Annotated in this window: 15 protein-coding genes; 7 read left to right on the top strand and 8 right to left on the bottom strand. The window is 56.1% G+C overall.

The features are described 5' to 3' along the window. Positions 1–20: 20 nt before the first annotated feature. The 4 genes from JK621_RS10540 to JK621_RS10525 form a co-directional block, all read right to left on the bottom strand. Positions 21–1,571, bottom strand: coding sequence for an ABC transporter substrate-binding protein (locus JK621_RS10540; protein WP_212559741.1), 1,551 nt, complete (start codon positions 1,569–1,571; stop codon positions 21–23). Between the two features lie 34 nt (positions 1,572–1,605). Beyond that, positions 1,606–2,169 carry a D-alanyl-D-alanine dipeptidase gene (gene ddpX / locus JK621_RS10535; RefSeq protein ID WP_212559740.1) on the bottom strand — a complete coding sequence of 188 codons (564 nt, stop codon included), beginning with the start codon at positions 2,167–2,169 and terminating at the stop codon, positions 1,606–1,608. A 17-nt stretch (positions 2,170–2,186) separates the two neighbouring features. Continuing rightward, positions 2,187–3,059: a MurR/RpiR family transcriptional regulator gene (locus JK621_RS10530; RefSeq protein WP_212559739.1), complete on the bottom strand. Its 873-nt coding sequence runs from the start codon at positions 3,057–3,059 to the stop codon at positions 2,187–2,189. Between the two features lie 246 nt (positions 3,060–3,305). Continuing rightward, the gene (locus tag JK621_RS10525) at positions 3,306–4,169 is read right to left on the bottom strand and encodes a GNAT family N-acetyltransferase (protein WP_212559738.1); all 864 of its coding nucleotides are present in this window, start codon (positions 4,167–4,169) and stop codon (positions 3,306–3,308) included. Between the two features lie 145 nt (positions 4,170–4,314). On the opposite strand from JK621_RS10525, the gene JK621_RS10520 reads away from it, so the two are divergent. The 6 genes from JK621_RS10520 (at position 4,315) to JK621_RS10495 (ending at position 8,536) form a co-directional block, all read left to right on the top strand. Then, the gene (locus tag JK621_RS10520) at positions 4,315–4,548 is read left to right on the top strand and encodes a type II toxin-antitoxin system Phd/YefM family antitoxin (protein WP_006318766.1); all 234 of its coding nucleotides are present in this window, start codon (positions 4,315–4,317) and stop codon (positions 4,546–4,548) included. 22 nt (positions 4,549–4,570) lie between these two features. Continuing rightward, on the top strand, positions 4,571–4,903 hold the full coding sequence (locus JK621_RS10515; protein ID WP_212559737.1) for a type II toxin-antitoxin system RelE/ParE family toxin: 333 nt from the start codon (positions 4,571–4,573) through the stop codon (positions 4,901–4,903). Between the two features lie 265 nt (positions 4,904–5,168). Next, the gene (locus JK621_RS10510; protein WP_212559736.1) at positions 5,169–5,999 is read left to right on the top strand and encodes a mannosyl-3-phosphoglycerate phosphatase-related protein; all 831 of its coding nucleotides are present in this window, start codon (positions 5,169–5,171) and stop codon (positions 5,997–5,999) included. Continuing rightward, positions 5,992–7,206: a glycosyl transferase gene (locus JK621_RS10505; RefSeq protein WP_212559735.1), complete on the top strand. Its 1,215-nt coding sequence runs from the start codon at positions 5,992–5,994 to the stop codon at positions 7,204–7,206. The genes JK621_RS10510 and JK621_RS10505 overlap by 8 nt, the downstream gene beginning before the upstream one ends. Positions 7,207–7,418: 212 nt before the next feature. After that, a complete protein-coding gene (locus JK621_RS10500; RefSeq protein WP_212559734.1) occupies positions 7,419–7,802 on the top strand; it encodes a VOC family protein in 384 nt (127 codons plus the stop codon). Positions 7,803–7,882: 80 nt separating this feature from the next. Continuing rightward, positions 7,883–8,536, top strand: a complete 654-nt coding sequence (locus JK621_RS10495; RefSeq protein ID WP_212559733.1) for an HAD family hydrolase — start codon at positions 7,883–7,885, stop codon at positions 8,534–8,536. Between the two features lie 169 nt (positions 8,537–8,705). On the opposite strand, the gene JK621_RS10490 is transcribed toward JK621_RS10495, so the two are convergent. From JK621_RS10490 to JK621_RS10475, 4 genes are all read right to left on the bottom strand, one after another. Further along, the gene (locus JK621_RS10490) at positions 8,706–9,038 is read right to left on the bottom strand and encodes an NIPSNAP family protein (protein WP_212559732.1); all 333 of its coding nucleotides are present in this window, start codon (positions 9,036–9,038) and stop codon (positions 8,706–8,708) included. Positions 9,039–9,084: 46 nt separating this feature from the next. Beyond that, positions 9,085–9,504, bottom strand: coding sequence for a DUF3224 domain-containing protein (locus JK621_RS10485; RefSeq protein ID WP_212559731.1), 420 nt, complete (start codon positions 9,502–9,504; stop codon positions 9,085–9,087). A 106-nt stretch (positions 9,505–9,610) separates the two neighbouring features. Continuing rightward, a complete protein-coding gene (locus JK621_RS10480; RefSeq protein WP_212559730.1) occupies positions 9,611–10,048 on the bottom strand; it encodes a glyoxalase in 438 nt (145 codons plus the stop codon). A 17-nt stretch (positions 10,049–10,065) separates the two neighbouring features. Next, positions 10,066–10,935: a helix-turn-helix domain-containing protein gene (locus JK621_RS10475; RefSeq protein WP_212559729.1), complete on the bottom strand. Its 870-nt coding sequence runs from the start codon at positions 10,933–10,935 to the stop codon at positions 10,066–10,068. A gap of 178 nt (positions 10,936–11,113) precedes the next feature. Here JK621_RS10475 and JK621_RS10470 point away from each other — a divergent pair, with 178 nt between their 5' ends. Beyond that, a complete protein-coding gene (locus JK621_RS10470; protein WP_212559728.1) occupies positions 11,114–12,016 on the top strand; it encodes a DMT family transporter in 903 nt (300 codons plus the stop codon). The last annotated feature ends 74 nt before the right edge of the window (positions 12,017–12,090 follow it).

Here is a 12,090-nt window from a genome sequence, read left to right as displayed (position 1 = left end):
AAGGGCTGCCCGAAAGAGAATTACTTGCTCATCTGCCCAACGTTGAACACCTGTTCCAGCATCGGGTTATACACAAAGCCCTTCACCTCTTTGTTCATCGCCACCTGATAGTTTTTCTGGAACAGATAGACGTAGGCCGCCTGGTCGATGACGATTTTCTGCGCCGCCTGATAATCGGCGGTGCGCACTTGCTGATCGGACACCGAAACCGCTTTTTTCAACAGTGCGTCCACCTGCGGATCGCTGTAGAACGAGCGGTTGCCCGGCAGCCCTTTTTTGTCGGATTCGAACCAGTAGTTCATGAACATGTAGGGGTCGGCGAAGTCCGGGCTCCAGTTGCCGATGGCGATGTCGTAATTGCCCTGGCCGATGCGATCGCGCATGGTGGCGTTAGCCAGCTTCTCCAGTTTGACGTTAATGCCTACCGTCGCCAGGCTGGCCTGCACCGAGAGCGCTATCGCCTCCCAGTTAGGATCGCTGACCGAATACAGGAAGTTCAGCGACGCCGGCTTGTCTTTCACCGCCGCCAGCGCGGCCTTGGCCTTGTCCGCATCCAGGCTATATTGCTGTGCGGCGGCATCGTAACCCCACATGCCTTCCGGGATCGGTCCGCGCATCTGTTTGCCGTTGCCGCCGAGAATGCCCTTCACCATGCCCTGATAATCCACCGCATAAGAGATGGCACGGCGCAGATCCACCTGATTCAGCGGCGCCTTGCCGTTGTTCAGGTACAGATAGGTAACGCGCAGCGAAGGAAACTCATTGACCGCCACCTTGTTTTCGCTTTTCAGCGCCGTGAGCTGATCGATGGGCAGAGATTCGGCGATGTCCAAATCACCGCGCGTCAATTGCAGGCGGCGGGTGGCGCTTTCGGCGATGATCTTCACCGTTACGCGTTTGAACGCCGGTTTGGCGCCGCCGTAATGCGGATTTGGCACCAGCACCAACTGCTGGCCCTTCTGCCAGCGATCCAGCTTGTAAGGGCCGGAGCCTGCGCTGTGGTTCGCCAGCCAGGCTTTGCCTTCGTCGGCCGGGTTGGCCTTGGCGATCGCCGGGTTGACGATGCCGGCGCCGTCATTGGCCAGCGTGTAGAGGAACGGGGCAAACGGCGTTTTCAGCGTGAAACGCACCGTCAGCGGATCCACCACCGTCACCTGCAGATCTTTCGGGAAGGCTTCTGACGGCCCCTGGCCGATCTTCATCAGCCGTTCAAACGACCATTTCACCGCCTCGGCGTTAACCTCGCTGCCGTCGTCGAACTTGTTGCCCGGCTTGAGCTTAAAGGTCCAGACCAGTTGATCGTCCGACGCGGCCCAACTTGCCGCCAGTTCGCCTTCAACCTGGGTGGAGCCTTTGCCGCCTTCGGTTTTGTATTGCACCAACCGCTGGTAGGCAGGATAAGTTACCGTCCAATCGTTGTTGTCGATGGTCACGGCCGGATCCAGCGTCTGCGGGTCGGCCGCTTTGCCGATCACCAGCATATCCTTTGGCACCGCCGCCTGCGCCGGAGCCAAACCGGCCAGACCCACAGTGACTGCCACCGCCAGCGCGGCGTATTTAACTTTGCTCATAAACTGACTCCTGGTGTGTTGAAGGTGCGTCGTTTTAATCGTAAGAAAAACAGCCGAAGCGATCGGCCAACAGCGGATAGTCACCGGCGTTGGGCAGCTCAAAATGCCACCATTCGCTGGCGATGCCGCAAAACCCCCCGGCGGCCATCACCGCATTCAGCAACAGCCGGTTGCGCTGCACCTCGGGAGGGAAATCGGGGTAAAACGGATGGGAACGCTCGCTCATCTCATCAAAGCCGGTACCCATATCCAGCGCCGCGCCCGCCGCATCCAGCAGCGTCACGTCGATAGCCACGCCGCGGCTGTGGTGCGAGCCGGTCTGCGTGCTGGTGACATATTGCGGATCCGGGCACGCCAGCCACAGCAACGCCTGCGCCTGTTGCGGCCGATAGGCGTCAAACACCTTTAGCGATAAACCGGCAAGCCGCGCGGCCAGCAGGCAGCGTGCCAGCCCACGCGCTGCGTCGGGGTGCAGCAGACAGCGGCTTTCGCGATAGATTGGCCGGCCGGTGAGGTTATCGGCGCCGGCGTATTTCAGCTCAATCGGCAGATCGGGAAACGCCTCGGCCAGATCAATTAACGTTACATTGTCACTCATTACCTGTTCCCATACGGTTAAGATTCAAATTGCCCCAGCTCTTTTTGCAGGATGCGGTTGTTGGCCAGCCGCTGCTCCACCGCCGCGCCGCCCTGTTCCAGCACCGAGGACAACAGCAGGTTGAACAGGCAACTGAGCGGCGCCAGCGAATCCCAAAACTGGCCGGTGTCGGTTTTCACCTGCAGCAGGTCAATCGGGTAGTCCCGCGCCCACGGGCAGTAAATGTCGGTAATCAGCGCCAGCCGCAGCCCGCGCGCGCAGGCCGCCTGGCAATACTGCCGGGCGATGGTCGAGTAGGCGCGAGTGTCGGTCAGCACCAGATAGGGCGCGCTAAATTCAGAATTGAGCGATTCCACGTAGGTGCCGGACAGCCCGTCGGCGTAATAGACTCTGGGCCGCAGATATTCCAGATGGCTGTAAAAGGCGTTGGCGATGCCGCGCGTAGACTGAATGCCGACCACAAACACGGCTTCCGCCTGCGCCAGTTGACGGCTGACGTGGTTGAACGCCTCCCCGCCGGCCAACTGGTAAACGTGTTCTATCGCTTCCAGCTCCAGGGTTAACGCCTGACGCAGCTTTTGCGGCTGCGGCTGCTCGCGCCGCCGGCGATAAGCCCCCAGACGATCGGTGACGCCCCAGGGTTGGTACAGCGCTGCCCCTTGTTCACGCAGCGTGCGTTTCAAATCGTCGAGATTGCGGTAACCCAGGCTGCGCAGATAACGGCCGACCGAAATGCCGCTGGTCGCCGTGCTGCGGGCGATGCCGTCGGCGGTTTCAAACGGCACCTGCGCCAGATTGGCCAGCAGATAACCGGCAATACGCTTGCCGGTCGGGGTTTGTACCGCGAATGACGCTTCTATCTGTGCGATCACATCAGGATGGTCTGTCATAGTTCGCCCGCTGTTGTTGAGTTGTCATCAAACCGCCGCCTGTTACTCAGGTAACAAAGACTGATGATGACAATGCATGGCCTGTGCCAATTGCGGACTTTCTGGGGATATTTCACGCGCGGCGGCGTACGGCGGCGCAGGAACGGTAAAACCTGCGGTTACAGCAAAGTCATCAGTTGATAACTATTGCACAACAATTGGGCAATGCATCTGGCGATGCACCGCCGTGGCCTCTGATTTTCAATTTTATGACAGCGCTTGCGAAACCAATGCAAAAGTCTGCACGCCGGCAGGATCCGGTCTATGAAGCGCGCCGCGCACCATGACGGCGGGCGTGTCCACGCAGGGTAAACCGCGCTCGAGCAGCCAAGGGCCGAGGCTGTTGGCCTGTGGCGTGTCGATACGCACAAACTGACCGGTGCAGGGCCGGCACAGCGCGTCGATTAACGCGACGGCGGAGGCCAGGTCAGGCGCGATTACCGGGCCGATCATGTGGCCATGACCAAAGCGGCGACGCACCGCGAAACCGGCGGCAATCCCCTGCCGCTCCAGCACCAGCGCCTGCCCGGCGCTACTCAGCAAGGTCTCCAGCAGCGGCTGACGCCGCATGCCGCAAGCGGCGAAATCCAGCTCGGCGAGGGTTGACAGATCCTGCGACGATGCCGGGCGCAGGGTAACGCCCTCCGGCAAAGGCTCGGCGTCGCGGGCAGGCAACTCCCGGCATTGATGCTGTGCCAGCCGCCCCTGTTCGATAAACCCCAACTGTTGATACAACGGCTTGCCCTGTTCGGTAGCCACCAGGTGCAGCTGATAGTCGGCCAATGGCGCCATCAGCGTCTGCATCATCGCCCTGGCAATGCCTTGCCCGCGATGCCCTTCGTCGACAATCACCAACCCCAGCGTGGCGCGGTTCTCTCCCCATAGCCAGCGCAGCGCGGTGCCGACCGTCTCGCCGTTGACCACCGCGACCACTCCCGCCCCCAATCCCCACGCCTGCTGCCAGTCTTCCAGGCGGTGAGGCCAGCGCGCCTGTTGCGACAGCCCGAACGCCGCCGGCAGATCCCTTTCGACCATCGGGCGCAGGTGAATGCTTTGCTTTTCCTCGGGCACGTTTGCCTCCTGATTCACTAGGGATAACTTGCAGGGTGGCGAAAACCGCCTTCCCGCAGAGTAGCAGATTCGGTTCTGCGTGGTGCATTGCTTATAGTCTGAATATGAACTAAATTTGACTCACGCAAGATACGAGGACGCCAGTATGAAAGTTGAAACCATCAGCTATGTTAAGAAGCACGCCGCCGCGCTCGATTTGTCTGAGCCTATTCTGGTGACGCAAAATGGTACCCCTGCTTATGTGATCGAATCTTATGAACAACACCAGCAAAGGGATGACGCCATTGCCCTGCTTAAATTGCTAACGCTGTCTGAAAAAGACAAAAAAGAAGGCAAGGTTTATTCCCGCGACCAATTGCTGGCTGATATAGATAAGTAATGCGGTCAAAAGGAGATGTCGCATGAGGGAACGGATTGATATTGAGTATACCGCAACGGCAAAGAGTACTTTGCTCGAGATTGTCCACCATTTGAAAGCCAATAATGTGCTGCCGGTACCGATCGTTGAAAGCATCATTACCGGGTTCGAAGCCAGGGTAAGCCTCTTTCCGACCGGCTGTCAGATATGCCCTGAACTCTTGAAAATTGGCTGCGATAAATACCGTGAATGTAATACGTTCAACGGCTATCGCGTTATTTATTCGCTCGAAGATTCACTTGTCACCGTGCATGCCTTTCTTGCCCAAAAGCAAGATATTCAACAAACGCTATTTAACCGGCTGATTGCGTCATAATCCCCCCGTTAAGCGGACAAGCCCTCCCGTTTTTCAACGAATAAATGCAATAACCCGTTTTTGCGGGTGACGACCAACACTTGCACCCCCTGCGATAAGCCGTTAGGGTAAATTGTGATTTTAATCACGTTTTTATCTGGGGGAGGCACGGCGTCGGCGGCAAACACCCTCAGCAACGCCACGCGTCGTTTCTCCGTCGGTCTAGATGACAACAAAGTAATCAACCTGTTTATCAGTGAGTTATGCACGATAGAATGGAGATGAAATGCTGAAACCGAGCCCCAACCTGTTAATTTTCACCGATCTGGACGGTTCGCTGCTGGATCACCACAGCTACCGCTGGCAGGCTGCGCAGCCGTGGCTGGATCGGCTGGCGCACGCCCAGACGCCGCTGATTATCGCCACCAGTAAAACCGCCGCAGAAGTCGCCCCGTTGCAACGGCAACTCGGGCTGAGCCACTGGCCGTTTATTGCGGAAAACGGCGCGCAGATTGTCTTCCCCGCCCAATGGCGCGATCGCCCCGACTATCCGGCCAGGCACCTGGGCGCAGATTACCCCAGCCTGTGCGCCACGTTGCGGGAACTGCGCAGCCAGACCGGCTTTGCCTTTCAGGGATTTGCCGACGTGGACGACGCCAGGGTCGCGCAATGGACCGGTTTAACGCTCAATCAGGCGCATCTGGCCCGCCGGCGCGTCGGTTCTGAACCCTTGCTCTGGGCCGGAAACGATGAACAGCTTGCCCAGTTTCGCACGTTGCTGGCGCAGCACGAGCTCAGCTTGACCCAGGGCGGACGCTTTTATCACGTGATGAGCTCGGCCGTCAGCAAAGGCAACGCCGCCCGTTGGATCACCGCGCGTTATCGGCCGCCGCACGGCCCCCCTCTTACCACCCTCAGTCTGGGCGACGGCCCCAACGATATTTCCCTGCTGCACGCCAGCGATCTGGCGGTGTTGATCCGGGGGCAGCAGGACAGACCTCTCGACTTACCGGGCGATTTCGCCGGCCAGCTGTACCGCACGCGCCGCCAAGGCTCCCAGGGCTGGTGCGAAGGATTGGATCATTTTCTGATTAACGGGAGATCTCACCATGAGTGATTTTTATCAAGATGGCATCATCACCAACTTTCACGCTCTCGCTCAGCGCGAATTGTCCGAACTGGAATATGAGTTGCAGGTATTTTCCGGCCGCAACACCATGGGGCTGATTCTGCCCTCGCTCTATTCCGAGCTGGAAGGCCCGGCACTGGACAATATTGTCGATGTTTTGGCGCAGGTGCCTTATCTGGAGGAGATCGTCATTGGTCTCGATCGCGCCAACCATGAGCAGTTCCTGCATGCGAAAAGCTTTTTCTCCCGCCTGCCGCAGCGCCACCGCATTTTGTGGAACGACGGGCCGCGCCTGACGGCGATTGCCGACCAGCTCAGCGCCGAAGGGCTGGCGCCCAACGAACCGGGCAAAGGCCGCAACGTGTGGTTTTGCGTCGGCTACACGCTGGCTTCACGCCGCTCCAGCTGTGTGGCGCTGCACGACTGTGACATTGTCACCTACGATCGCCGCATGTTGGCGCGGCTGCTGTATCCGGTGGCCAACCCGCATTTCCATTACGATTTCTGCAAGGGTTACTATGCCCGGGTGGCTAACGGCAAGCTGAATGGCCGCGTCGGCCGGTTGCTGGTGTTTCCGCTGCTGAAATCGCTGCAGAAAGTGTACGGCAATTCGGATTTTCTCGATTACCTGCGCAGCTACCGCTACCCGCTCTCGGGCGAGTTCGCCATGCGCACCCACATTCTCAACAACCTGCGTATTCCCAGCGACTGGGGGCTGGAGATCGGCGTATTGTCGGAAGTCCACCGCAACACCGCCACCAGCCGTATCTGCCAGGTTGATATCGCCGATAATTACGATCATAAACACCAGGCAATGTCGGAAGATGATCCGCACAGCGGCCTGCAGCGTATGGCGGGCGATATCACCAAGGCACTGTACCGCAAATTGGCGATCCAGGGGGTGCCGCTCACCAGCGATTCTTTTCGCGTACTGCGCGCCACCTACTACCGCACGGCGTTGGATATGATCGACGCCTTTGAGCACGATGCCAAAATGAACGGTCTGGATTTCGATCGCCACAGCGAAGAGTCAGCGGTCGAACTGTTCTCTCGGGTGATTTCTCAGGCCGGGCAAGCCTTCAGCGAAAACCCCGGCGATAAACCCTTTGTGCCAAGCTGGAACCGCGTACAATCCGCCTTCCCGGATATTCTCCAGCGGCTGTATGACGCCGTGGAACAAGACAACCAGAAGTAACTGCCTGCGCCCGCCGCAAGGCGGGTTTTACTTTTCCTCATTCATTTCCCCACGCCTGATAACCGGTGTTATTATTAACCTGCTCAATAATTCTCCCTTAATTCAAAGTGGTACGATAAGTTGATGATTGCAAAAATCGCAGATAACTGGACTGACCATCCGTATTTCAAGATTTGCTATACTGGCTTTTTATACAGTAAAAGGTTTTAGCCATGAGCAATTATGTAACTGTGGGAGCATCAGATCCAGCGAAGTCAAACGCTTTCTATGATGCAACTCTAGCAACAATTGGATGGAGTATGCATATAGAGTTTTCAGGTTGGCGTGCCTATTCAGAGGGCGGGACAGGTAATGGATTTACCCTATGGGTCTGTACTCCTTTTGATGGCGAGCAAGCCACGTCAGGTAACGGTTCCATGGTCGGATTTATGGTTAAATCGCGGGCCGAAGTGGATGCTTTTTATGAAGCCGCCATGACCAATGGAGGATATGATGAGGGTGCACCGAACCCTCGTCCGCACTATGGACCTAATTGGTATGCGGCCTACGTGCGTGACCCATCGGGAAACAAAATTGGCATTGTCTATAACGGCTAAATTGCGTATTTTCTGCATGATGTAACAACTGCAGCCTTCGTTTGCTGTCTCACGGAGGCTGCTATCTGTACGAGGTATTTATGAGTGAAGTTGTTATTTTTGATTTGGATAAGACGCTTTTATCTGGAGATTCCACTAAAGCCTGGATGTTGATGAGATTTAGAACTGGGAAGTTAAGATTCTTCTGTGCAGCCGTCTTAGCACCTATAGCTCTGCTTTTTTTGAAGTCAAAGAGGTTCAAATCCACTGGCGCATCTATTTTCTTCTTTATTGCATCTTTCAGAATGAAAGAAAAAGAAATGATGGACAGCTTTTTTCTATTCTCATCTAAGATTAGAGATGGGAAAATAAATGGGGTTAATTGGTTTAAAGACGGATTGCTAGAGCTTTTAAAACATAGAGAAGAAGGTCGAAGAGTTATCATCGCCACGGCTGCTCCTGAATTACTCGCTTATAAAATCATAGAGGCTATAAACCTTAACCTTGAAGTTATAGGAACTCCCTTATCTAAAACTTTATTTAATGGGTGGGTAGCAGGTAACCACTGCAGGAATGAGGAAAAAGTTAGAAGAATAAAAATGAAAGGGATATACCCAAAATGGCACTCAACATACACTGATGATATCGATGATGATTATCCTATCCTTATAAATAGCGAAAATCCTTATTTGATTAACTCGAAATGCAAACATGGACATGTTGTAAAAAATCTTAATCTACTTAACTGGTCATAAGATGGACCTCTTGAATACAAGTCAATCTGTAAGTACCCCGGCAAATAGTAACATTCGCCCTACATGCGGATTAAGTACGCCAGTAAACGACACCGTGGTTCAGTACTGGAAGTGCCGTTAAGACACTTCCCGATTAACGTTCCGGTTATTACCACTCTATTTGGATAGGCTAAACCCGCATCGCATCCAGTGCAGCGCTGCTGATTGTCAGCACGGACTTGATGCTTTGCTCAATCCTTTCGATAATCGCCTCCCTCGGGCCCGTTCGCCAGGCATCGCTTTTGTAAAATTCGTCCTGGGCGTTTTCAAGATGTTCGACACTGTCGAAAGCCCGGATTAGAAAGTACGAATCTGCATCGTGCAAAGAGTTTCCGAAGCGGACAACATCGATCCCCGCCTTAAGATGCAAAGGAACGCTGGTTTCCGTCATGATGTTGTGAAAATCGCGGCCAGTCCCTTTTTTGAGGGTGTAGGTGAGTATCTCCAGGGTTTTGTTTTCCATCCATGTCCTCATAAGCCAAACGGCGAAAATAGGCGCTGACGCCGGATTATGCTTCTGTCTGCTCAAGCTGATAATCGAACCAAATATGGTGCGTGCCATCTGCGTCGATCTTCATGCCTCCAGAGCCGGATATGCCTTTCAAAGCCTGGGTGCCGCTGCCATCCACGATGCAGAAAAACTCGTTCAGCCGATCGCTGCCGGTTGTCGAGGCCGAATGAATAAAATTAAAAGCCCCTTCTTTGCCGTTCACACTTCCCGAGAAACTTTCCATTGCGATGTAACTGCCTTGTTTTCTCGCCGGATCGAATGCGGCAGTAAAGATTGTTGCGGAAACCCCCTGGATCTCACCCGAATAGCGTTTCTCCATCGTGCTGACGGAAACCGGCAAGGCGGTTGTAAGCGCTGGCTCAGGGCTCAGATCCGTTGGTTTGAAATCCTTGGTAGAAAAAGTGGCAACTGCTTTCATTTAGAATCCCGTCTCTATAAAAATACCGAAAAAATGGATGCCAGGGATTGGCGCTGGGCGTGGTCTATCCGGAAATTTAGTGATACATGCAAGGGAAAGCATAGGTTCAGTCGCGCAGCCAAGGCGTGAAAGTGACGCCGACCAGCAACCCTTCCGGGCTGAGCAAGCGGGTGACGCTCTGGCCCCAGGGTTCTTCGCGGTTGGCGACCAGCAGGCGGTAGCCCTTGTCGATCAACCCTTGGGTGGCCAGCGCCATATCGGCGACGTCAAACTCCATCCATGCCTGCGGCACCGGCAGATCGGCCGGCCATTGTTCGCTGCCGAAGCAAGATTGCGCCGCCTGCGCCAACGGCCACAAGGCAAAGTGCTTCACCCCATCCAGCGCGCCATGCTCGGCCAGCAGATAATCGCTATTGCCGGGCATCGGCTTGAGCGGCAGCCCCAACACATCAACATAAAACGCCTTGCTGTGCTCCGTTTGCCGGGTAATAGGCCCAAATCCGGCGATAAACAATACGCCAAGTCCTGCGAACTGCTGTTCCATGTTCTCTCCTGTCGGTGTCAACGCCCCTGGCGCATCTGCATCGGGGCAAATCCGTAGGCCGCTTTGAAGCGGTTGCTGAAATGGCTGGCGGAACTGAAGCCGCATTCCAGCGCAATCTGCGTCAGCGGCAACAGGCTGTGACGCAGCAATTTTTCCGCCTGTTGCAGCCGCGCGCGCATCACAAACTGGTGTGGCGCCAGGCCGGTGTCATGTTTGAACATGCGGGCAAAGTGGAACTCACTCAGCTCGGCCTGCGCCGCCAAATCCGCCAGCAGCAACGGCCTGTCGAGGTGTTGTTCGATATAGTCTTTCACCCGCCTGGCTACCGCCGGCGCCAGGCCGCCGCGCACCCTCGGCAAAGCCCATTGCAGTTGACTGTAGCGCTGAACCAGATGCGACATCAACAACGTTGTCGCACTGCTGAGCGCCAACTGATTGGCGCGTTCCTGCCAGTTGCAGTTAAGCAAAAACTGGCGGTACAGCAGCGTAATTTGCGGATCCTCGGCAAACGCGCACGGCTCGAGAGCGATCGCCGCCGGGCTGCGATCCCAGGTTTGCTCCACCACCTGTCGCAGATGCCGGTCGGTGCAGTAAAGATGCACGAAAGATAAATCGCTGCGCACGTCCCAGGTGGATTCGTACTGGCGAGGCATAATGCAGAAACGGTCCGGCCCACCGCCGTTTTTCCAGCCGCCGGGCACTTTTTGATAGCACTCGTAGCCATCGGCGACATAGAGGCTCAGGGTATGGTGATCGGCGCTTTCCTGGGTAATGCGATCGTCACGGTTGGACCAGGCGGCCAGCTCCACGCCAGAACCCAGCTGCACACTGCCGTGCAACCGCGCTTTGTGTTCCCGCAGTGTTTCAAACGCCTTGTATCTGGACATCGCCGGCCCCGCTTCGCTGAGTTGTCTTCAGTGTAAAGAGTGACGCCATACCGCACCAGTCCACGACCCGCGCTTTCGCTAAAAAAAGCGCAAGAATATGCAATTGTGCGCAAAGCGCTGAAAGCGCGGCGGCGAGCGACAGCGGATACTGCGGCAGTCTATTTTGCCGGAGTCGATTATGAACGTGCTGTTGTACCTTGCCGTGGTGCTGATTTGGGGCACCACCTGGATTGCGATTACCCTGCAACAGGCAGGACCGGTCGCCATTCCGGTGTCTATCAGTTACCGCTTCGTGGTTTCCGCCGCGGTGATGTTGCTGATCCTGCTGTTGGCGCGCCGCCTGCGCCGCATTGCGCTGCGCGATCACCTGTTTTGTATCCTGCAAGGCTGCTGCGTGTTCGGCTTTAACTTCTACTGTTTCTACCATGCGGCGGCCTATATCAGCAGCGGGTTGGAATCCGTGATTTTCTCGATGGCGGTGCTGTTCAATGCCGTCAACGGCATGATCTTCTTCCGTCAACGCCCCAGCCCAAACTTGCTGCCTGCGGCGGTACTGGGCCTGACCGGGATCGTCGCCCTGTTCTGGCAGGATCTGGTCGCCACGCACATGGCGCCGGAACTGTTGCAAGGCATCGGACTGAGTGCGCTCGGCACCTACGGTTTTTCACTCGGCAATATGATCAGTTCGCGCCACCAGCGGCGTGGGCTGGACATTTTATCCACCAATACTTATGCCATGAGTTATGGCGCAATTCTGATGGCACTGATCGCCCTGGCCCAGGGCGCATCCTTCCAGATTGAGTTCAGCACCCGCTATATCGGCTCATTGCTGTATCTGGCGATTTTCGGGTCGGTGATTGCCTTTGCCGCTTACTTCAGCCTGCTTGGCCGCATCGGCGCAAGCGCTGCGGCCTACAGCACCCTGCTGTTTCCGCTGGTGGCGCTGAGCATCTCGACACTCTATGAAGGTTACCAGTGGCACCTCAATGCGGTGATCGGCCTGTGCCTGATCCTGTTGGGGAATCTGGTGATGTTCGCCAAACCCGGCATGTACGCCGCGTTATGGCGGCGGGCGGCGTAAGGGGAAATCGTAATAACAGCGGCTAATCCTGACAATTTGGAGGGCATTATGGCCGGGAACGGGCGCTGTAACCA

The sequence above is a fragment of the Serratia plymuthica genome, assembly GCF_018336935.1.
Classification (GTDB): Bacteria; Pseudomonadota; Gammaproteobacteria; order Enterobacterales; family Enterobacteriaceae; genus Serratia; species Serratia plymuthica_B.
This window is presented reverse-complemented; position numbering and strand designations above follow the sequence as displayed.